Origin of the sequence: Pseudobutyrivibrio sp. YE44 (assembly GCF_900104335.1) — a bacterium.
Taxonomy (GTDB): Bacteria; Bacillota; Clostridia; order Lachnospirales; family Lachnospiraceae; genus Pseudobutyrivibrio.
Map to the genome: position 1 here is coordinate 127,140 of NZ_FMXT01000003.1, position 22,963 is coordinate 150,102.

Sequence of the window (22,963 nt, forward strand, 5' to 3'; positions counted from 1 at the left end):
AGTTCAAGCTCATGAGCCTTTTTAAAAGCTCTTTATAAGAGGTGTCTATGAAAAATCTATTAAACAAACTAGGAAGCAGCTTAAAAGCTTTTGGACACTCAGTAGTGTCAGGTGATATCTGGGTTAAGCTTTCCCTTATCATCATGGGCGCTGGTTATTTCGGTAGAAAACAGATCATGCGCGGAATTCTTATGACCCTCCTAGAGGTTGGTGTTATCTCCTCTATTGTGGGTGTATTTATGCCATATATGTCAAAGCTTAATACTCTTGGTACAGTTCAAAGAGAAGAGATTTTTGACATTGTAACAATGAAAAAAACTGTAAACGATTACGATAACTCCCTTTTGATTCTTCTTTATGGAATTATTGGAATTCTTGTAATCCTTGCATTTATCGCATTATATATCGCAAATGTTAATGCTGTTTACCGTATTCAGAAAATGGCTGAGGAAGGTGAGCACATTAACAGCTTTAAGGATGATATAGCATCTTTCAAAAACGAAAGATTCCACATTACACTTTTAACCCTTCCAAGTTTAGGTGTAATTCTAATCAATGTTATTCCAATTTTATTCATGGTTTGTATCGCATTTACGAATTATGATGAGAACCATCAGCCACCAACTTACCTCTTCACTTGGGTTGGTATCAAAAACTTCGTAAATCTTTTCACAACAAGCCAGACAATCACTTTTGGATACGCATTTGTTAGAGTTCTTGCTTGGACCCTTATCTGGGCAGTTCTTGCAACAGCAACAACTTTCCTTGGTGGTATTCTTCTTGCTCAGTTTATTAACCATGAGGATACACACTTAAAGGGAATGTGGAGAACACTTTTCGTAATCACAATCGGTATTCCACAGTTCGTTACACTTCTTCTTATCAGTAAGATGTTTGGTGACAACGGTATCGTAAATACAATGTGTGCAAATGTTGGAATCTTAGATTTCTTCAAGCATATTGGATTGTTATCTCCAGGTGATGCTTGCATCCCATTCCTTTCTAGACCAGGTTGGGTTCATGTTTCAATCATCCTTGTAAATATTTGGATTGGTATTCCATATCAGATGCTTGTTGCAACAGGTATCCTTATGAATATCCCATCTGACCAGATTGAGTCAGCAAAGATTGATGGTGCCAACAAGTTCCAGATTTTCTGGAAGATTACAATGCCATACGTAATGTTCATCACAGGCCCATCACTTATTCAGTCAGTAATTGCAAACATTAATAACTTCAACGTTATTTACCTTCTTACAAACAATTACGCAACTGGAAATATGTATATGGCAAACTCACACGCAAAGGAATGTGACTTGCTTATTACATGGTTGTTCACACTTACAAACGAGTACAGTAACTTCAAGATGGCATCAGTTATCGGTATCGTAACCTTTGTTATCTGTGCTGCATTATCACTCCTTACCTTCTCAAGAATGATAGGTGGAGATAAAGAGGGGGTGTATAGATAATGAAAAAGACATGGAAAATTATCGGTAGACATTTATTCTTAGCATTTTTAGCGTTTGTTTGGCTGATACCAATCTTTTGGTTAATCGTAACAACCTTCAGTGCACAAAAGGGTATTAACACAAACCATTTCTTCCCAGAGCATTGGACACTTGCAAACTATCATCAGCTTTTCTTTGAGCCTGATTCAGCTGCAAATTTCCCTGCTTGGTTCAAGAATTCAATGATAATCGGTGTGTTTAGCTGCTTGATTTCATCTTGCTTCGTAATCATGACAGCTTATGCCTTCTCATTCATTGATTTCAAGGGAAGAAAGGGACTTATGAGCTTCTCGCTCATCCTTGGTATGTTCCCAGGTGTTCTTTCAATGATTGCAATGTACTTCATTTTAAAGATGCTTGGACTTACTGATAGTGTAGTTGGACTTATAATTTTATACTCAGGAGCATCAGGACTTGGCTATTTGATTTTAAAGGGTTTCTTCGATACTGTTCCAGTTTCCCTTCATGAGGCGGCTAGATTGGAAGGTGCATCAGAGGCAACAATTTTTGCGAAGATTGTAGTTCCTCTTTCAAAGCCAATGATCGTTTACACCGTTATTAATTCCTTCCTGAATCCATGGATGGACTTCGTAATGGTAAGACTTATGATTAAGTCAAAGGATCCAAAGGATTGGACAATGGCCTTAGGACTTTTCCAATTGCTTCAGAGAGCACTTGTTAACCAGTATTTCGCATACTTCTGTTGCGGCGGATTGATGATTGCAGTACCTATTTCAATCCTTTTCATCATAATGCAGAAGTTCTATGTTGAGGGCGTAACAGGAGGCGCAGTAAAAGGATAATGAATTTAGCAGGAATCACACATAGACCACTTAGTGAACAGGCTTATATGACAGCCGAAGACAGATTGGTGATTTCCCTAAAGAGTGCAAAGGGAGACCTGAAAAAGGCCTCCCTTTTCTTTGGGGATAGAGTAGATTTAGAAAAGAAAATGCGTGTCACAAAGGTTGAAATGGAGCTTGTGGCAACAGATGAAATTTTCGATTATTTTGAAGCAGAGGTAAAGACTAATCACACCAGAGTATGCTATTACTTTTACCTTGAAGATAATTATGGAATTAAGCTTTATTACGATGAATATGGCTTTGCTGAAGAAGTAAGAGAGAACAGAACTCAGTATTTCCAATTTCCGTATTTACGAAGAGAAGATATGATAACCATGCCTGATTGGACCAAGAATATGGTTATGTACCACATCTTCCCAGATAGCTTTGCAGACGGTAAGAGAAGTATTTCTTGCCAGGGTAAGACTTTAACTGAAGGGGATGTGGAATATCGTTCTAATCTTGGTGGAAACCTTAAGGGAATTGTGGAAAACCTGGATTATATTTCAGAGCTTGGTACAAACTGCATCTATATCAATCCTATTTTCAAAGCAAATTCCTACCATAAATATGACACCGTAGACTATATGGATATTGATCCATGCTTCGGTACCCTAGAAGATTTTAAGGAGCTGGTAAAGCAGTGTCATGCCAGAGATATTAAGGTAATTTTGGATGGAGTTTTCAATCATTGCGGACCAGACTTTTTCGCTTTCAAGGATGTGCTTGAAAAGGGTGAAAAATCAGAATATGTAGATTGGTTCTACAAGCTGAGATTTCCTATCCAAAGAAATCCATATCCAAACTATGAGGCTTTTGCCTATGTTTCAAATATGCCAAAGCTCAACACTGGCAATCCAAAGGTGCAGGAATATTGTTGTGAAGTTGGTCGCTTCTGGATTCGTGAATGCGGTATTGATGGTTGGAGAATGGATGTGGCCAACGAAATCAATCATGAATTCTTTAGAGCTTTCAAGAGAGCTATAAGGGAAGAGAATCCTGAAAGCTTCTTAATAGGAGAAATCTGGGAGGATTCTACTGTTTGGCTTCAGGGAGATCAGTTCGATTCCACTATGAACTATACCTTCACAAATATATGCAGAGATTTCTTTGCTGAAGAAAAAATAGGAATTAAGGAATTTGATGAAAGAATCCAGCATATGCTTCATAGGTATCCTAATCAGGTAACACTTGCGCAAATGAATTTTTTAGATACTCATGATGTGGGAAGATTTTTAAGTTTTTGTAAGGGTGATGAAAGAAAGCTGAAGCTTGCGCTTGCATTTATGATGTGTGCACCAGGTATTCCATCTGTTTTCTATGGAGATGAAAAGGGTATGGAAGGCTTGAAAGAGTGTGAATACAGAAAGCCAATGCCATGGGATAAAACAACAGAGATTGAAGAATTTTATCGCAAGTGGATACATATTAGAAGAAATTCAAAGGCTCTCAGCCAAGGCTCATATCGAACAGAGCTTGTTGATGAAAACAACAAATTATACTGTTTCAGCAGAACCTATGGCCAAGAGACTGTTAAGGTCACAATGAATTTAGCGACTTACGAGATAGTAATTTCCTGAACCGAAATTCATAATTAAATGACAATCTAAATCAGGGAAAAGATTTTGTGCTTCTTTGTCATAAAGAAGGAGTACAAAATCTTTTTTTTGATTACTGATATACTCATCAGCATCATTCTTATTAATAAAAGCGTAGCTTTTTGCATTTGTCAGATTTGTAAAGGCACTTAACATTTCCCAATCAGAATCACAATATTCTACAAGCTTGTAATCCTTAATTGCTTCCTGCAATTCTGCTCTGTTAGGAGAGTAGTTATCATTTGGTAGATAAAAACCTCTATAGCCAAAATTCAACAAATTTAAAACAAGGAAGGCAATTAATAGGCCTTTTGTAATAGTCGCTTTTTTATATTTTGGACTTAAGAATTTTTGTACAGCAAGAACAGCAATAATCATAAATATGAATCCAACTGCTGCGATATATCTGCTGCTTTCAAAAGGTGCAACCTTACCAACAACACAGATATAAAGAAGACCTACGATAAATAAGGCAGTTTCATAGCACCAGATAGTCTGATTTGCTTTCTTTCTTCTAAAGAAAATGACTGCGATACAAATCAAAATGAGAAGAAAGGTACCGCTAAAAACATAGAAGTTTACAATACTAAACATTATAAAAATGCCTTTTAGTCCGGAGATAGAAGCAGCTTTACTAAGTGCATCCTGTCCTCTGGAACCTCTAAATATATGGCTTAATATGTGGTACCACATAAGAATATATAAAATACCCGAGCCCACAAAAGTAAGGATGCTATTTCTAAGTTCGATGTAGCTCTTTTTAATGATTAAATTAACGCAGAAAACTGCGCAAAGGAAAAATCCATAAATCAGGAAATAATAGTGAGTAAACACACCTACAATAAGATTTAATCCTGCTAAAAGATAAAACCTCTTTGTTAGTGGTTTGTCCCAGTAGATTTTTATAAGATATGCAAATAGGATAGCCAATAATGTGAATTGAGCATACATCCTAATGAAGATGATGGTATCCAAAAAGGAAACGGTAGTACCAAAGGCAAGAATAACTGCAAATGCAGAAAAATCGTCTTTGAAAATCAGCTTTGATAGCTTATAAAGAACGATTATTGATAAAGCCATAAAAACCATGTTTAAACCTATGCCGTACCAAATACTAAATGTGTTTGGAAAAAGAGAGCATATAGTGTGGAAAAGACAATAGTAGAGTGGAGGATGAACATCGTTAGCTTGATTAGCCCATACATTAGTATAATTGAAGCCTTCGCCTTTTGATACTTCAACAAAATCCTTAAAAGGTCCTAATCCTTTATATTCTTTTCCATATTCAATATGTGGATATATGGAGCTAATATTGTTTGATAAACCATAGTTCCATACTTCGTCTACATGGAAGTCTTGTTTCCTCAATCCGAAGAAAACAACAAGAACGCTTAAGAATAAAATTACAGAAAATAGCTTGATTATTTCGCTACTAGATAGCTTTGTTTTCATATCTCATTTCTCCCTACAAAGATAGTAAATAAAAAAACATAATCCGGAGGAAATTATACCCTTCTTGGTTGATTGTGGCAATGATTTCAAAGGAAAAAACACTCGAAAAACATTGAAAACACAGAGAAATATGTATATACTTTGATGAAACTGTGAATTGCGCCCCACGGAACATTACTATTCTCTAATAGTTCATATTTTGTGCTTAATCTTTACACAATTATAATGTAATATAATTTTCATAAAATAAGTGTAGAAACGGGGGAAAGCAGTACTAAGGAGGAACCCGCGATGAGCAATGAATTTAAAGAGTATATTACATTTGTGGTCAATACTAAGGATGGTGACGAAGTAGAGATGGCGGTAATTGATCAATTTGAATTTGAGAACAAAGGTTATGTTGCCGCAGCACTTGTAGAAGGTGATACAGTTAGTGATGAAGGTTGTTTCATTTACAGAGTTAAGGTTGGGGAAGATGATTTCAAGGTAGAAAAAATTACCAACCAAATTGATTACAATCGAATCGCTGAAGCATATATGGATATGATTTAAAATAACTTACGAGCTCCCTGAAAGGGAGCTCATTTTATGTCTAATCTTACTAGGATATTTGTGGTATACTCTAGTCTAAGCAATAAAGGAAGTTGGAGAATAACTTGAAAAGAATTAGAGATAAATTTACAAGAAAAAGAATAATCATTATAGCGATAATTCATGTGGTGGTTATTGCTTCTATCATCAGATTTTTTACATATGTAAACAATTATTATGAAGCTACAGACCATGCCAAAAACTATATCGAGCATCCTGCAGAGGGTGTTACAGTTAGGCATGATGGAAGGAATATAATTTACGAACCAGAAAATCCAAGGGCTGGATTCATTTTCTATCCAGGAGCCTTGGTGCAAACAGAAGCCTATGCACCGGTTTTGGAGAAGATTGCTGAAAATGGCATTGAAGTAATAGAGATTGGAATGCCACATTACATTGCAATTTTTAAGGCTAATGGTGCAAGAGGTATTATAGATGATTATCCGGAAATAGAAGATTGGTACATTGGAGGCCACAGCCTTGGCGGAGCCATGGCTAACATGTATGCTAAGGTACACGTTGAAGATTTTAAGGGTATAATTCTTATGGCGTCCTTTTCTATAAACGATTTTTCTGACACGGATTTGAAGGCTCTTTCCTTAAGAGGTTCCGAGGACGGAGTTTTAAAAATGGATAAGTATGAAGAGAATCTCAAGAATCTTCCAAAGGACTACAAGGAGGTTGTAATCCAAGGCGGTTGTCACAGCTATTTTGGCGACTATGGCATCCAGGATGGCGATGGTAATCCAACAATCACCTGTGAGGAACAGACTGACATTGTAGTAGATGAAATTGTAAAATTTATAGAGTGAACAAATGTTTGATTTTGAGTGAAAATATGTTATACTTCCATTAAGTTGTTTAAAGCAGATTTTAGGTGACGTATATGGATTTTAAACTTCATTCACAATACAAGCCTACTGGCGATCAGCCACAGGCAATAGAAGACTTGGTCAGGGGCTTCAAGGAAGGCAATCAGATGCAGACTCTTCTTGGAGTTACAGGTTCTGGAAAGACCTTCACCATGGCCAATGTTATTGAACAATTAAATAAGCCTACACTTATTATAGCTCACAACAAAACTTTGGCAGGCCAGCTGTATTCGGAGTTTAAGGAGTTCTTTCCTGAAAACGCCGTAGAATACTTTGTGTCCTACTATGATTATTATCAGCCAGAGGCTTATGTGCCTAGCACTGATACCTACATCGCCAAGGATTCTTCCATTAATGATGAGATTGATAAGCTGAGGCTCTCTGCCACGGCATCCCTCTCAGAAAGACGGGATGTCATTATTGTATCTTCAGTTTCTTGTATCTATGGCATTGGTGAGCCAGACGATTTCCAAAACATGATGGTATCCCTACGTCCTGGTGATTTTAAGGATAGGGATGATGTAATCCACGAGCTTATTAATATCCAATACATGCGAAATGACATGGATTTTGCCCGAGGCACTTTTAGAGTTCGCGGCGATACTCTCGAGGTAATCCCTGCCAACACCAGCGACTATGGTATCAGAATCGAGTTTTTTGGCGACGAGATAGACCGTATATGCGAAACAGATATTATGACAGGACAGGTGAAAAGGTCCTTGGAACACGTGGCCATCTTTCCAGCCAGCCACTACGTTATCCCACAAGACAAGATAAACGAAGCCTGTGCCAGCATTGAGGCAGAGCTTACAGAGCGTGTTAAATATTTCAAGTCAGAGGATAAATTAATCGAGGCTCAGCGTATTGCAGAGCGTACCAATTTCGATATAGAGATGCTTCGAGAGACAGGCTTCTGCTCCGGCATCGAAAACTACAGCCGTCATATGACTAATCAGCAGCCAGGTGAGCCACCAAAGTGTTTGATTGATTATTTTGGTGATGATTTTCTTATCATCGTGGATGAGAGTCATATCACTCTTCCTCAGGTGCGAGGTATGTTTGCTGGTGACCAAGCCAGAAAGCGAACCCTTGTGGAATATGGCTTCCGTCTTCCATCGGCACTGGATAACAGACCTCTAAATTTTGGCGAGTTCGAATCAAAGCTGGATCAGATTATGTTCGTATCTGCCACACCAGGCGACTACGAAGAGGAGCACGAGATGCTTCGCACCGAACAGGTTATTCGTCCAACAGGTCTTCTTGATCCTGAGATTGAGGTCCGTCCTGTAGAAGGTCAGATTGACGACTTGTTTGGAGAAATCAAAAAGGAAACTGCTGAGGGACATAAGGTCATGATTACCACCCTCACCAAGCGTATGGCAGAGGATTTAACAGATTATCTGGCAGAGCTTGGAGTTAGAGTTAAATATATGCACTCCGACATCGACACTATGGAACGTGCGGAAATCATTCGAGACCTGCGTTTGGATGTGTTTGACGTTTTGGTAGGAATCAATCTTCTTCGTGAAGGTTTGGATATCCCAGAAATCACGTTGGTTGCTATTTTGGATGCGGATAAGGAAGGCTTCCTGCGAAGCGAGCGCTCTTTGATACAGACCATCGGTCGTGCTGCTCGAAATTCTGAGGGCCACGTAATCATGTATGCCGACACCATGACAGAATCCATGGAAAAGGCTATCTCAGAAACAGAGCGTCGTCGCGAAATCCAAAAGGCCTATAATGAGGCCCACGGCATCACTCCAAAGACTATTCAAAAGTCTGTGCGAGAGCTTATTTCCATTTCCAAGGATATTGCAAAGAAGGAAATGCAGTTTAAGAAGGGTCCTGAGGAAATGGATAAGCAAGAGCTTGAAAAGCTCATCGCCGACATCCAGAAGAAGATGCAAAAGGCTGCTTCTGAACTGAACTTCGAGGCTGCTGCCGAATACCGCGACAAGATGGTTGAGTTAAAAAATATGCTGCTTGAATTATAAGAGGCTTCTCCTTGAGGAGAAGCTGTCACCGAAGGTGACTGATGAGGTGTTAATTTGAAAGAGAAGAAATTTATAAAAATAAAAGGTGCCAACGAGCACAACCTTAAGAACATTAGTATAGACATTCCCCGTGACGAATTCGTAGTCCTTACAGGCCTTTCTGGCTCAGGAAAATCATCCTTAGCCTTCGACACAATCTTTGCTGAGGGCCAGCGTCGTTACATGGAATCTCTTTCCAGCTATGCCCGCCAGTTCTTAGGTCAGATGGAAAAGCCAAACGTGGAGCACATGGAAGGTATGCCACCTGCCATTTCTATTGACCAGAAAAGTACCAACCACAACCCACGTTCCACAGTAGGAACCGTCACAGAGATATATGACTACATGCGTCTTTTGTATGCTCGCTGTGGAATTCCACATTGTCCAAACTGTGGCAAGCCTATTAGCAAGCAGACCGTAGATCAGATGGTGGATGCTATTATGGCCCTTCCAGAGCGTACCAAGATTCAGCTTCTTGCTCCAGTGGTCAGAGGCCGAAAGGGTACTCACGAAAAGCTTTTTGAAAAGGCAAAGAAGTCTGGATATGTTCGTGTAAACGTGGATGGAAGTGTCTACGACCTTTCAGAAGAAATAAAGCTGGATAAAAACATAAAGCACAACATCGAAATCGTAGTTGATAGACTTGTTATAAAAGAAGGAATTGAAAAGCGTCTTACAGATTCTATCGAGGCAGTGCTTAAGCTTGCCGAAGGTCTTATGATTGTGGACGTTATTGATGGTGAGCCTATCAGATTTTCAGAGGGCTTTTCATGTCCTGACTGCGGCATCAGCATTGATGAGGTGGAGCCACGAAGCTTCTCCTTCAACAATCCTTTCGGTGCCTGCCCAGAGTGCTTTGGTCTTGGCTACAAGATGGAATTCGACGAGGATCTTATGATTCCAGACAAGAGCCTTTCCTTTAACGAGGGCTGTGTTCAGGTAATGGGCTGGCAGTCTTCTAATAAAAAAGGAAGCTTCGCTCATGCATTGCTTGAGGCCTTGGCTTCAGAATATGATTTCTCACTGGATACTCCTTACAAGGAATTGCCTGAGAAAATTCGTCACATGTTCCTTCATGGCTTTGACCACTCTGTGGATGTTCACTACGAGGGCCAGCGTGGCCGCGGAGTTTATCCTACAGTTTTTGAAGGATTAATAGAGAATGTTAATCGTCGATATAAAGAGACCTTCTCGGAAAATCAAAAACGTGAATACGAAGAGTTCATGTTTTACAGTGAGTGTCCTTGCTGCCATGGTCAGCGTTTGAAAAAGGAAAGTCTTGCTGTAACAATTGCAGATAAAAACATCTTTGAGATGACCCAGTATCCTGTTCATGAGCTTTACGATTTGATTGAGAATCTTCAGCTTACAGAGCAGCAGAAAAAGATTGGTGCCGTTGTCTTAAAGGAAATTAGAAATCGTCTTAAGTTTATGGTGGATGTTGGCTTGGATTATCTTACCCTGGCCAGAGCAACAGCCTCTCTTTCAGGTGGTGAGGCTCAGCGAATTCGTCTTGCTACCCAGATTGGTTCAGGCTTGGTTGGCGTTGCCTATATTTTGGACGAGCCTTCCATCGGTCTTCATCAAAAGGACAATGACAAGCTGTTGGCATCCCTAAAGGGCTTACGAGATCTTGGAAACACTTTGATTGTCGTGGAGCATGATGCAGATACTATGAAGGCTGCAGATTATCTTGTGGATATCGGCCCTCGCGCAGGTAAGGATGGTGGAGAAGTGGTTGCTGCTGGAACACCAGCAGAAATCATGGCAAACCCAAATTCCATTACAGGCCAATATCTTTCGGGAAAGCTGTGCATCCCTGTTCCTTCAGAAAGAAGAGAGCCAAAGGGATGGCTCACAATTAAGGGTGCCAGAGAGCACAACCTAAAGAACATTGATGTGGATATTCCACTTGGCATAATGACTGTTGTTACAGGTGTGTCAGGCTCTGGAAAGAGCTCACTTATCAACGAGATTCTTTACAAGGATTTGGCAAAGCGCCTGAATCGTGCCAGAAAGATTTCTGGAAAGCATGATGACATTATTGGTGTAGAGGCCCTTGATAAGGTTATCGATATTGACCAGTCACCAATCGGTCGTACACCTCGTTCAAATCCTGCTACCTACACAGGTGTCTTTGATTTGATTCGTGATTTGTTTGCAGGTACCACCGAGGCAAAGGAGCGAGGCTACAACAAGGGACGCTTCTCCTTCAACGTAAAGGGCGGACGCTGCGAGGCCTGCTCAGGTGATGGTATCATCAAAATCGAGATGCACTTCTTGCCAGATGTGTATGTGCCTTGCGAGGTTTGCGGAGGAAAGCGTTACAATCGCGAGACTCTTGAGGTTCACTATAAAGGAAAGACCATCTACGATGTGCTGAATATGACTGTTGAAGAGGCAGTGGAATTCTTCAAGAATGTTCCTAGCATCCTCAACAAGATTCAGTGTCTTTATGATGTTGGTTTAGGCTACATCAAGCTTGGTCAGCCATCTACCACACTTTCAGGTGGTGAGGCTCAGCGAATCAAGCTTGCTACAGAGCTTTCACGTCGTGCCACTGGAAAGACAATTTACATCCTTGACGAGCCAACCACGGGTCTTCATTTTGACGATGTAAATAAATTAGTTGAGATTATGCGAAAGCTTTCAGATTCAGGAAACACAGTTGTGGTAATCGAACACAACCTTGATGTTATCAAATGTGCAGATTATATCATCGACATGGGTCCTGACGGTGGTGATCGTGGTGGTACAGTTATTGCCAAGGGAACACCAGAAGAGATTGTAAAGGTAAAAAAGAGCTACACCGGTCAGTATCTTAAGGAATATTTATAATTTAAAAAGCCTGATTAAGCGCCAACAGCCATCTGTTGGTGCTTTTTTTGACTTGAAAGTTGGGATTTTTCGTATATAATAGAAGCGTGAAATTATGCAAATTTGCCGAAAGGCATGACCATATATAACAAAAAGAAAGGACAAAGATAATGGCAGGATCAGATATCGGAATTGATTTAGGTACAGCGAGCGTTCTTGTATATGTTAAGGGCAAGGGCGTTGTTTTAAAAGAGCCTTCAGTAGTGGCTTTTGATAGAGATACAAACAAGATTAAGGAAATCGGTGAGGAAGCACGTCTCATGATTGGACGTACTCCTGGAAATATTGTGGCAGTTCGTCCACTTCGTCAGGGTGTTATCTCTGACTACACAGTTACAGAGAAGATGATTAAGTACTTCGTTCAGAAGGCAATGGGCAAGAAGAGCTATCGTAAGCCTCGTATTGCAGTTTGCGTTCCTTCTGGTGCTACAGAGGTAGAGAAGCGTGCCGTTGAGGATGCTGCTTTCGCAGCAGGTGCTCGTGAGGTTTCTATCATTGAAGAGCCTATCGCAGCAGCTATCGGTGCAGGTATCGATATTTCCCTTCCAATGGGTAACATGATTGTAGATATCGGTGGTGGTACAGCAGATATCGCTGTTATTTCACTTGGTAGCTCAGTTGTCAGCACATCTATCAAGGTTGCTGGTGATGATTTCGACGAGGCTATCGTTCGTTACATGAGAAAGAAGCACAATCTTCTTATCGGTGAACGTACAGCCGAGGATATCAAGATTAAGATTGGTCGTTGCTTCCCACTTGGCGAGGCAGAGACTATGGATGTCAGAGGACGTAACCTTGTTTCAGGTCTTCCAAAGACAATCACAGTATCTTCTGAGGAAACAGAGGAAGCTCTCAAGGAATCTACAATGCAGATTGTTGAAGCTATCCACTCAGTTCTTGAGAAGACTCCACCAGAGCTTGCAGCTGACGTTGCCGACAGAGGTATAGTTCTTACAGGTGGTGGCGCACTTCTTCGTGGTCTTGAGGAACTCATCGAAGACCGCACAGGCATCAACACAATGACTGCTGATGAAGCAATGACTTGTGTAGCCATCGGAACTGGACGCTACGTAGAGCTTTTAGCAGATTAATATAGAAAAAGCATCCTAGATTAACAAAAGCACTTGTATATATCTAAGTATTTTCAATATCGTTTTCACTATATTCATTGAAAATACTATATATATATCAAGTGCTTTATTTAGTTTATGAGCTTTTTCTAAAAAAATGACGAAAAAAGGGTTAAGTATTCATTTCGGTATCCGATAAAACATATGTAGAATATTGTAACGTATGTCATTCTGTGGGTGGCTTAAGGATGAAAAGCCCACATCTTAAGAGGAGAACCCTATGGTAAAAGGACTCTACACAGCCTATACAGGAATGGTAAACGAGCAGCGTCGAATGGATGTTATGACTAACAATCTTGCAAACTCTGCAACCACAGGATACAAAAAAGAGGCAATGATTGCCCAAGCCTTCGACGAGAGACTGGCAATCAAAATTAAGGATACCTCGGAATGGGCAAATCGACCTACAGGAATAGGATACATTTCTATGGGGGCCAAGATTGGTGAAACCTACACCAATTGGGAACAGGGACCTTTCCAGATTACAGATAAGGATTCTGATGTGGCCTTAGCCGGAAAAGGCTTCTTCGCAATTGAGTTCACAAATAAGGCAGGAGAAACCTCCATCAAATATACAAGGGATGGAAACTTCGTAGTAGATAACGAAGGCTATCTAAGAACTGTTGACGGAGATTATGTTCTCACTGCAGATGGAGCTCTAGGCTCACAGTCAGGAGATGGCTTCAGAGTTCAGATTGATCCGAATTTAAAATATGCCATTGCCCCAGACGGAACTATAAGCCAGAATAACGAACCAGTTACAACCATCGGAGTCATCGATATTCAAGACTACGATTACATTAATAAATATGGTGAGAACCTTTACGATTTGATTGAAGGTGGAACCATAATTGAAAGTGAGGCAACCGTTCAGCAGGGAATGCTTGAAACCTCAAATGTAAATGTAGTGGATGAGATGGTAAACATGATTCAAATTGCCCGTGCTTATGAGGCAGGACAAAAGATGATTCAAGCTGAGGATTCCACCTTAGAAAAGACAGCAAACCAAATCGGTAGAGTATAAATGAGCAACTAGGAGGACGTGTATGGTAAGAAGTTTATGGTCTGGTGCTTCAGGAATGAAGGGTCAGCAGATTCAGGTTGATACAATTGCAAACAACTTAGCAAACGTAAACACAACAGGTTTTAAAGCTCAGACAGCACAGTTTAAGACATTGTTGTATCAAACACTTCAGGCTCAGAGTACAAATGCTCAGGGAGAGACAAAGCCAACAAGTGCTCAGGTAGGTTTGGGAACAAGAGTTGCATCCTTGAATGCAAACTTTACACAAGGTGCTCAGCTTGCAAGCGACAGCAAAACAGCATTATGTATGATTGGTGAAGGCTTCTTTGCTGTACAGGATGGTGAAGAAACTCACTATACAAGAAACGGTAACTTCACTTGGGCTATTGATACTGATGGCTCAAAGATTCTTACAACAGCTGAAGGCTATAGAGTTTTAGATACCACAGGAAATCCAATCAGATTGCCAGCAACAGCAGGTGAGCTTGGATTTGGAGTTAATATTGATGATGGCTCCATTTCTTATAAGGATGCAGCCGGAAATATTATTCAAACAGGACAGTCTATTGCAAGATATCAGTTTACAAACAGAGTAGGCTTAGACAAGATTGGCGAGAATTTATATGACCAGTCAGCAGCATCTGGGGAGCCAATTCCTGAATGGAGTACAGCGGGTGTAATAACCAGCCAGATTGCACAGGGCTACTTGGAGGGATCTAATGTAAATGTAGCTGATGAAATGGTAAATCTTATCATTGCACAGCGTGCATACGAAATGAACTCAAAGGCTATCACAACTTCAGATACTATGCTGGAGCAGGCGAATAACCTGAAGAGATAATGTTACTATTCACAGTAATAAATATTTAAGAATTAATTCTTGTCAAGCTTGCTTGTAAAAGAATAATTCTTGAATATTTGTATACTGGAATAAGTGACTAACACTTCATGAATAATTACAAGTGCAAAGCACTTGATAGAACTCTGTAAGAGTTCAATTATGAATGAAGTGGTAGTTACTGTGAATAGTAACAAAAGGGAAAAATGGTTCTATTATTAAAACAGGGGGATAGGAAAATGATCGATTCAACAGGAATGAACACTTACTTACAAACACAATACGCCAACCAAACAAGGGCGGCAGCTGCAGAGGCAACCTCAAAATCCATCGGAGGAATTTCAAAAGATTCTTCTAAAGAAGAAATCACCAAAGCAGTGAAGGACTTCGAAACCTACATGATGGAAAAGGTTATCAAGCAGATGAAGGAAACCATCACCATGGAAGAAAAAAGCAATGATTCCATGAGTATGTACAAAGACCTTTATCTGGATTCTGCAATCACCCAAATCGCTTCACAGCTTGTGGACGACCTAGGCGGCAATATCACCGACGACTTCGTAGAGCAGATAATGCGAAACTATGGAATCACAGGAAACACCAACCAGGTTGCTGAAAACGATGGTCTCAACAATGACGATGTATCTGAAAATATCGCCAATGCCAACGGTTCCACAGTCCAGGCAGTACAAAGCTAAAAGTAGTAATAAGTAGTAATAACTCTGTGTTTCAGTAAAAACAAGATATAAAAAGATAGCAGCTCTGGGCGTAAGCCCAGGGCTTTTTGTGTATTGTGGCAAGGAAAACTATGGTATTATATACCCTATGGAAGAGTTAACAGGTTACGTAGAAAACATAATATATAGAAATTCCGATAACGGATATACGGTTTTGGATTTTGTGGCGGATGAGATACTGGTCACATGTACAGGTTTGTTTCCAACTCTTGGTGAAGGGGAAAACCTGCTGTTGAGAGGTGACTGGACAGAGCATCCTACCTATGGTAAGCAGTTTAAGGTGGCAAGTCATGAGGCGGTGGCACCTACAGATGAGGCTTCCATGGAAAGGTATCTTGGCTCAGGTGCTATCCGAGGGATTGGTCCAAAGCTTGCAGCAAGAATTGTAAAGAAGTTTGGTGAAGATACCTTTAGAATTATTGAGGAAGAGCCAGAGCGCTTGGCGGAGGTAAAGGGTATCTCTCTTAATAAGGCCATGGAGATTTCTGACCAGATTGTAAGTGCCAAGGATGTTAGAAATGCCATGATTTTCTTGGATAAATATGGCCTTCACGGCAATGTGGCTATTAAGATTTACAATCGTTTTGGAAATCAGGTTTTCAATGTTATTCAGAGCAACCCTTACAGAATTGCTGACGAGGTTTCAGGAATTGGTTTTAAGACAGCTGATGAAATCGCGAGTCAGGTTGGTATAAAGGTAGATTCTGAGTTTAGAATCAAAGGCGGTATCCAGTATGTGCTAAGTCAGGCAGCAGGCTATGGCCACACATATCTTCCTATAGAAAAGCTTGTGGATGCAGCAGTGGATTTGCTTAAGGTAGATGCAGATTCTGTGGAAGCTCAGGTTATGAACCTTGCCATGGACAAGAGAGTGATTATCAAGCGTGACTCCGAAGGTGTAAGGCAAGTTTATTCCAGACCTTTTTATCGCATGGAGGAATCTATAGCAGGAATGCTTAAAGAGCTGGATGTGAAATACAAGGTTGACAAGGAAGACCTTGAAAAGGTTATCCGCCGAATTGAAAAGGATGAAAGCTTTGAGCTGGATGAGCTTCAGAAGGATGCGGTTATTGCAGCAGCTGAGCGAGGACTTTTTGTATTGACTGGTGGTCCTGGTACAGGAAAGACAACCACCATCACGACCATGATTCACATCTTTGAGGAGGAAGGCTACAATATCTTCCTTGGGGCGCCAACAGGCCGTGCCGCAAAGCGTATGAGCGAGGCCACAGGCTATGAGGCTCGCACCATTCATAGAATGCTGGAGGTATCAGGTCGACCAAGCGATGATGAGGATGCTGCAAGCTTTGCTAAGTTCGAGCGAAACGAAGACAATCCTTTAGAGTGTGATGTGATCATAATCGATGAGATGTCCATGGTGGATGTTTCTTTGATGTATGCGCTGTTAAAGGCAATATCACCGGGCACACGCCTTATTCTTGTTGGTGATGTTCATCAGCTTCCTAGTGTTGGTCCAGGTAATGTGTTGAGAGATATTCTGGCATCACAGCAGTTTTGCTCAGTTACTTTGGAAAAGATTTTCCGTCAGGCACAGGAGAGCGATATTGTCATGAACGCCCACAAGATTCACAAGGGCGAGCATGTTACCCTTGATAATAAATCCAAGGATTTCTTCTTCCTGAAGAGGGACAATGCAGACACAATCATCAATGTGATGCTGACTCTGGTAAAGGAAAAGATGCCTAAGTACGTGGATGCTGGCATCAGTGATATTCAAGTGTTGACACCAACAAGAAAAGGCTTGATTGGTGTTGAGAGATTAAACGGAATCCTTCAGCAATATCTTAATCCTCCAGCCAAAGGCAAAAACGAATGGACTGGAGATACCCGTATCTTCCGCGAGGGTGATAAGGTCATGCAGATTCGTAATGACTATCAGCTAGAGTGGGAAGTGAAGGGAAATTACAACATCACCTTGGAGAAAGGTCTTGGTGTTTTCAATGGTGATGTGGGAATCATAAAAGAGATTAACGACTGGGCAAAGTCTGTTACAGTGGAGTTTGAAGAAGGCAGACAGGTGGTTTATCCTTTTGCGAACCTGGATGAGCTGGAGCTTGCTTATGCCATTACCATTCACAAATCTCAGGGTTCTGAGTATCCGGCGGTGGTTATGCCTATTATGGATGGCCCAAGGATGCTTATGAACAGAAACATCCTTTACACAGCCATTACCAGAGCAAAAAAATGCGTCACCATGGTTGGCGACGCAGATGTGTTTTATTCAATGGTTGATAATGTTTCTCAGGCTAAGCGATACAGCGGTTTGCAGGCGCGCATTGAAGAAGCCTTTAGAGAATCGATTTAATATATACTTCGCTATTTGCAGGAGCGGTGAGGTCAATGATTTCACCACTATCAAGAGCAACCATAGGTCGCGATAGGTTTGACTTGTTTAGGTAAACCACGCGGCCTGTTTTTGCATTACTGAGCATAATACGGCTGTTGCTATAGGTGTTTGCGATTCTCTCCAAGAAAATCAAAATGTACTTGGTGTTGTACTTCTGAAGATTTCTTTCAAACTCGCTGATAACCTGGAAGGAACATAGCGGATCGCGGTGAGCTCTGGCACTGGTCATGGCGTCATAAACATCTGCGATGGCGATGATGCTGGCAAAATCTTCAATCTCATCCTCTTCCAAGCCTCTTGGATAGCCGCTTCCGTCACTACGCTCGTGGTGTTGAAGTGCTGCAAAAGGAATTCTAACATCAAAGCCCTTGTCGCTGAGGATTCGTTTTCCTGCTAGAGGATGGGACTTCATCAGTTCAAATTCTTCGTCTGTATATTTTCCAGGTTTATTAAGGATACTTTCAGGTATCTGGGTTTTTCCTATATCGTGAAGCAATCCTGATAAAGTTAAAACATCAAGTTCTTCCTTAGGAAGCTGCAACCATTTTCCAATGGAACGGGCAATAAGAGCCACATTCAAGGAATGTGAATAAAGAGGATCTTCAAGGTTGCGCATATTTCTAAGCATATCAAGAAGCTCTATAGTTGTTTTTGATTTGAAAAGCATCTCACAGTTTTCTAGCATTAAATCTGAGCATTCTGAACCGCCTCCAGCGATAATAGCTTCAAAGTTTTCCTTTAGATAAGAAATATTCAAAGCATAATCTGACTGGAACTTCTGGAATTTTGGAGAAGCTTTCAGTCGCTGAGAATAAGTGATTTGGTCGCTAATGAAGGAATCATTTGAGGATGGTTCAGGAATAGGCTCTGGCTCAGGCTCATCCTCCTCACCTTCTACAGTTGCGGAATCTATCTTATAAAAAGATAATTTGGCAATTAGCTGGGCAGTAAGGGTTTCGCCAGCCTTAACAATAGTCTGTCCTCGTTTTGTTACAATAGGCTCAGCAACCTTCATATTCGGTTCAAGTTTATCAACTGTAAGTGTAATCATATTAGTCCTCTTATGGATATTGTCTATACAATTTAATTATAATAAGAGAATTTTTATAATACAATATAGTTCACAGTAGTTACAAAAAAATAATGTATATTGAAGTTAATGGTAATTGGGGTTATACTATAGTGTCTAGGAATAACCCTAGATTAAGTAAAATTTCATAAAGAAAGAGAGTCAAAAAATGGAAAAGTTACTTTTTACTTCAGAGTCAGTAACAGAAGGCCATCCAGATAAGGTGTGTGATGCCGTATCTGATGCCATCCTCGATGCTTGCTTAGCTGAAGATCCAATGAGTAGAGTAGCTTGTGAGACTGCTTCATGTACAGGTTTCGTACTTGTTACTGGAGAGATTACCACAAAGGCTCAGCTCGATGTTCCAGCTATTGTTCGCAAGACTCTTCTTGAAATCGGTTATGACGATGGAAAGAAAGGCATTGATGGAAACTCTTGCGCTGTTATGGTCGCTCTTGATCAACAATCCGCAGACATTGCAATGGGTGTTGACAAGGCTCTTGAGGCAAAGGAAGGCTCACTTACAGACGACCTGGATACAGGCGCCGGTGATCAAGGTATGATGTTCGGTTTCGCAACTAACGAAACAGAAGAGCTTATGCCTTATCCTATTTCTCTTGCTCATAGACTTGCTCTACAGCTTGCAACAGTCCGCAAAGACGGTACACTTTCGTACCTTAGACCTGATGGAAAGACTCAGGTTTCTGTAGAGTATGACGAAGCTGGCAAGCCAGTTAGACTTGAAGCTGTAGTTTTATCTACTCAGCATGATGAAGATGTTACTCAGGAACAGATTCACTCAGACATTAAGAAATATGTCTTCGACCCAGTCCTTCCAAAGGACATGATTGATGATAAGACAAAGTTCTACATCAATCCTACAGGCCGCTTTGTTATTGGTGGCCCACACGGTGATGCTGGTCTTACAGGCCGCAAGATCATCGTTGATACATACGGCGGATACGCTCGTCACGGCGGCGGTGCTTTCTCAGGAAAGGATTGCACAAAGGTTGACCGCTCAGGTGCTTATGCAGCTCGTTACGTTGCAAAGAACATTGTTGCAGCAGGCCTTGCTGACAAGTGCGAGATTCAGCTTTCATACGCTATCGGCGTTGCAGAGCCAACATCCGTTATGGTAGACACCTTCGGCACAGGAAAGCTTTCAGATGAAAAGATTATCGAAATCGTTCGCGAGAACTTCGATCTTCGTCCAGCAGGAATCATCAAGATGCTCGACCTTCGTCGTCCAATCTACCGTCCAACAGCTGCTTATGGTCACTTCGGCCGTACAGATGTTAAGCTTCCATGGGAGCAGACAGACAAAGCTGAAGCTTTAAAGAAATATCTTTAAAAATATCAATATGATATAATAAAAGCAGTCCTTCGGGACTGCTTTTATTTTTTGATGAGGTGTCCATGAAACTAAAAAACAGATTAATCATAAGCTTTTTAATAATAACCCTAGTCCCAGTCCTTATTTTCACCACCCTGATGATGGGCCTGAAGGGCTTTGTTCAGGAAGCTACTGAAAATCAGCTTACTAACGAGTTCATCCATTCAGTGAAAAACTACATGGACGACAGCGGACGTTTTGACGAGCTTGTAATCAGCTTTTGCGTGGCTGAGCTTGTTATCCTTTTTTTAACCGCTGTAATTATGGTGGTTTGGATTTATCGAGGAATCGCTCCACAGCTTAAAACTCTTAAGCTTGCAGCAAACAACGTAAAGGAAGGAAACCTTGATTTCAGCGTGGCAAGCACTGGCAAGGATGAAATGTCCGAGCTTTGCAATGCCTTTGAGGATATGCGAGTTCGTTTGAAGAACAATGCTAAGGACCGACTGGAGGATGAGGCTGAGCAGCGTGCACTTATTTCAAATATTGCCCACGATCTGAAAACTCCAATTACAGCCATAAAGGGCTATGCAGAGGGTATGCTTGATGGTGTTGCGGACACTCCTGAAAAGCAGGAAAAATACATCCGCACCATCTACAACAAAGCAAACGAGATGAACACTCTCATTAACGAGCTTACCCTTTATTCAAATATCGATACCAACAAGATTCCATACAATTTCCAGAAGCTAAATCTTCATGCTTATTTCTCAGATTGTATTGAGGAGCTGGGAATGGATCTTGATAATCAGCACATTAGATTGGACTATGCCAACTTTGTAGACCCAGATGTTTTGATTATTGCAGACGCGGAGCAGCTAGGAAGAATAATCCATAATATCGTCAGCAATTCTGTTAAATATATGCGTGCTGACGTGCCATCAAGGATTGCAATCACCATAAAGGATGTTGGTGATTTTGTTCAGATTGAGATCGCTGACAATGGCAAGGGCATTGCCACAAAGGATTTGCCATATGTCTTTGATAGATTTTATAGAGCTGATGCCTCAAGAAATTCTGCTGCCGGCGGTAGTGGTATAGGTCTTTCTATTGTAAAGAAAATCGTAGAAGACCACGGCGGCAAGATTTGGGTTACCAGCAAGGAAAACGAAGGAACTACTATGTACTTTGTGATCAGAAAATATACGGAGGTTGTCTATGAGTAGGATACTTATAATCGAAGATGAGGAAGCAATTGCAGAGCTTGAAAAGGATTACCTGGAGCTTTCAAACTTTGAGGTTGATATAGAAGGTGATGGCGAGAAAGGCTTACAGAAGGCCTTGGCAGGAAACTATGATATGTACATACTGGATTTGATGCTTCCAGGTGTGGATGGCTTCGAACTTTGCAAGAGAATCCGTGAGGTGAAGAATGTGCCAATCCTTATGGTTACAGCTAAAAAAGAAGAAATCGACAAGATTCGTGGTCTTGGCCTTGGTGCAGATGATTATATTACAAAACCATTTTCTCCAAGTGAGCTTGTGGCCAGAGTAAAGGCTCATCTTGCCAGATACGAGAGATTGGTTCAGTCTCCTGCTATAAAGAAAAATGAAATCAGTATTCGTGGCCTTAGAATCGACAAGGCCAGCAGACGTGTTTGGATAAACGGCGAGGAAAAGGTTTTCACAGCAAAAGAGTTTGATTTGTTAACCTTCTTGGCTGAGAATCCTAATGTAATCTACTCTAAGGAGCAACTTTTCGAGACTCTTTGGGGAGAGGAATCCATTGGCGATATTTCCACAGTTACTGTACATGTAAACAAGATTCGAGAGAAAATCGAGCTTAACACCTCAAAACCTCAGTACATTGAGACTATTTGGGGCGTTGGATACAGATTTAAAGTTTAAAGTGAAAACATCACATATAGTGTTGAGGTATTCCTTTAAGGTTTAAGTCTAGCAAAGAGTGGCTATAAAGTGATAAAATATACATATCACAACAATTGGGGGAATATGCTATGGAGATAATTTATGAGGATGCCAGTATTGTAGTTTGCTACAAGCCAGCGGGGCTTGCAACACAGACTAAAAAGATTGGCGAAAAGGACATGGAAAGCGAGCTTTCCAACTATCTAAAGGATAAGGGCGAAAGTCCAGAAATACACGTGGTTCACAGATTGGATCAGCCGGTAGAAGGTGTTATGGTGTTTGCCAAGACAAAGGAAGCAGCCACAAACCTTACCAAGCAGCTGACAGACCACACTTTTAAAAAGCATTATTATGCAATCATCACCAGAGAATCCTTTCCAGAAGAGGGACATTTGGTGGATTACCTTGTAAAGGATAACCGAACCAATCTTTCAAAGGTGGTAAAGGAAACAGACCCAAGAGCAAAAAAGGCAGAGCTTAAGTATCATACAGTGGATGCCTGGGATGATAGAAAGCTCCTCGATATCGAGCTTTTCACAGGAAGACATCATCAAATTAGAATTCAACTTGCCAGCAGAACAGCTCCAATACTTGGAGATGTTAAATATGGCGGAGTATCAACTGGTCGAAATCTTGCATTGTGTTCATGGGTTATAAGCTTTACACATCCTACAACAGGAGAGGCAGTGACCTTTAATTGCACACCTAAGGGGGAAGATTTTAAAGACAGCAAGGTTATTTTTAAATAACAGAAGA

The 22,963-nt window shown here is 40.8% G+C and carries 18 protein-coding genes; 16 read left to right on the forward strand and 2 right to left on the reverse strand.

The window, feature by feature from the left end:
- Window positions 1–47: 47 nt before the first annotated feature.
- Genes BLR54_RS07145 through BLR54_RS07155 form a run of 3 tightly spaced genes read left to right on the forward strand, consistent with a single transcriptional unit; the run spans window position 48 to window position 3,936 of the window.
- The gene (locus BLR54_RS07145) at window positions 48–1,472 is read left to right on the forward strand and encodes a carbohydrate ABC transporter permease (protein ID WP_090418793.1); all 1,425 of its coding nucleotides are present in this window, start codon (window positions 48–50) and stop codon (window positions 1,470–1,472) included.
- The gene (locus BLR54_RS07150) at window positions 1,472–2,314 is read left to right on the forward strand and encodes a sugar ABC transporter permease (RefSeq protein ID WP_176761887.1); all 843 of its coding nucleotides are present in this window, start codon (window positions 1,472–1,474) and stop codon (window positions 2,312–2,314) included. Before BLR54_RS07145 ends, BLR54_RS07150 begins: the two co-directional genes overlap by 1 nt.
- Window positions 2,314–3,936, forward strand: a complete 1,623-nt coding sequence (locus tag BLR54_RS07155) for a glycoside hydrolase family 13 protein (RefSeq protein ID WP_090418799.1) — start codon at window positions 2,314–2,316, stop codon at window positions 3,934–3,936. Before BLR54_RS07150 ends, BLR54_RS07155 begins: the two co-directional genes overlap by 1 nt.
- Here BLR54_RS07155 and BLR54_RS07160 read toward each other — a convergent pair.
- Window positions 3,907–5,406, reverse strand: a complete 1,500-nt coding sequence (locus BLR54_RS07160; protein ID WP_090418803.1) for a glycosyltransferase family 39 protein — start codon at window positions 5,404–5,406, stop codon at window positions 3,907–3,909. The two genes, BLR54_RS07155 and BLR54_RS07160, sit on opposite strands and share 30 nt — an antisense overlap.
- Window positions 5,407–5,697: 291 nt before the next feature.
- Here BLR54_RS07160 and BLR54_RS07165 point away from each other — a divergent pair, with 291 nt between their 5' ends.
- The 9 genes from BLR54_RS07165 to recD2 all read left to right on the forward strand — a co-directional run bounded on the left by BLR54_RS07165 (window position 5,698) and on the right by recD2 (window position 17,834).
- Window positions 5,698–5,958, forward strand: coding sequence for a DUF1292 domain-containing protein (locus BLR54_RS07165; RefSeq protein WP_090418808.1), 261 nt, complete (start codon window positions 5,698–5,700; stop codon window positions 5,956–5,958).
- 104 nt (window positions 5,959–6,062) lie between these two features.
- Complete coding sequence (locus BLR54_RS07170) at window positions 6,063–6,809, forward strand: alpha/beta fold hydrolase (protein WP_176761888.1); 747 nt, start codon at window positions 6,063–6,065, stop codon at window positions 6,807–6,809.
- Between the two features lie 74 nt (window positions 6,810–6,883).
- Window positions 6,884–8,863 carry an excinuclease ABC subunit UvrB gene (gene uvrB / locus BLR54_RS07175; protein WP_090418813.1) on the forward strand — a complete coding sequence of 660 codons (1,980 nt, stop codon included), beginning with the start codon at window positions 6,884–6,886 and terminating at the stop codon, window positions 8,861–8,863.
- 54 nt (window positions 8,864–8,917) lie between these two features.
- On the forward strand, window positions 8,918–11,740 hold the full coding sequence (gene uvrA / locus BLR54_RS07180; RefSeq protein WP_090418819.1) for an excinuclease ABC subunit UvrA: 2,823 nt from the start codon (window positions 8,918–8,920) through the stop codon (window positions 11,738–11,740).
- A 149-nt stretch (window positions 11,741–11,889) separates the two neighbouring features.
- The gene (locus BLR54_RS07185) at window positions 11,890–12,870 is read left to right on the forward strand and encodes a rod shape-determining protein (RefSeq protein WP_090418822.1); all 981 of its coding nucleotides are present in this window, start codon (window positions 11,890–11,892) and stop codon (window positions 12,868–12,870) included.
- A gap of 259 nt (window positions 12,871–13,129) precedes the next feature.
- Complete coding sequence (locus BLR54_RS07190) at window positions 13,130–13,933, forward strand: flagellar hook-basal body protein (protein ID WP_090418825.1); 804 nt, start codon at window positions 13,130–13,132, stop codon at window positions 13,931–13,933.
- A 22-nt stretch (window positions 13,934–13,955) separates the two neighbouring features.
- Complete coding sequence (locus BLR54_RS07195; protein WP_090418828.1) at window positions 13,956–14,774, forward strand: flagellar hook-basal body protein; 819 nt, start codon at window positions 13,956–13,958, stop codon at window positions 14,772–14,774.
- Between the two features lie 236 nt (window positions 14,775–15,010).
- Window positions 15,011–15,469 carry a hypothetical protein gene (locus tag BLR54_RS07200; RefSeq protein WP_090418830.1) on the forward strand — a complete coding sequence of 153 codons (459 nt, stop codon included), beginning with the start codon at window positions 15,011–15,013 and terminating at the stop codon, window positions 15,467–15,469.
- Between the two features lie 127 nt (window positions 15,470–15,596).
- Complete coding sequence (recD2, locus tag BLR54_RS07205; RefSeq protein WP_176761889.1) at window positions 15,597–17,834, forward strand: SF1B family DNA helicase RecD2; 2,238 nt, start codon at window positions 15,597–15,599, stop codon at window positions 17,832–17,834.
- Here the strand turns inward: recD2 and BLR54_RS07210 are convergent.
- Window positions 17,818–18,927: an HD-GYP domain-containing protein gene (locus BLR54_RS07210; RefSeq protein ID WP_090418833.1), complete on the reverse strand. Its 1,110-nt coding sequence runs from the start codon at window positions 18,925–18,927 to the stop codon at window positions 17,818–17,820. The genes recD2 and BLR54_RS07210 overlap by 17 nt on opposite strands.
- A gap of 187 nt (window positions 18,928–19,114) precedes the next feature.
- On the opposite strand from BLR54_RS07210, the gene metK reads away from it, so the two are divergent.
- From metK to BLR54_RS07230, 4 genes are all read left to right on the forward strand, one after another.
- Entirely contained in the window at window positions 19,115–20,296 is a 1,182-nt protein-coding gene (gene metK, locus BLR54_RS07215; protein ID WP_090418836.1) for a methionine adenosyltransferase, read from the forward strand.
- 65 nt (window positions 20,297–20,361) lie between these two features.
- Complete coding sequence (locus BLR54_RS07220) at window positions 20,362–21,504, forward strand: sensor histidine kinase (protein WP_090418839.1); 1,143 nt, start codon at window positions 20,362–20,364, stop codon at window positions 21,502–21,504.
- Window positions 21,497–22,186, forward strand: coding sequence for a response regulator transcription factor (locus tag BLR54_RS07225; protein WP_090418842.1), 690 nt, complete (start codon window positions 21,497–21,499; stop codon window positions 22,184–22,186). The genes BLR54_RS07220 and BLR54_RS07225 overlap by 8 nt, the downstream gene beginning before the upstream one ends.
- A gap of 110 nt (window positions 22,187–22,296) precedes the next feature.
- Window positions 22,297–22,956, forward strand: coding sequence for an RluA family pseudouridine synthase (locus BLR54_RS07230; RefSeq protein ID WP_090418846.1), 660 nt, complete (start codon window positions 22,297–22,299; stop codon window positions 22,954–22,956).
- Window positions 22,957–22,963 lie beyond the last annotated feature (7 nt).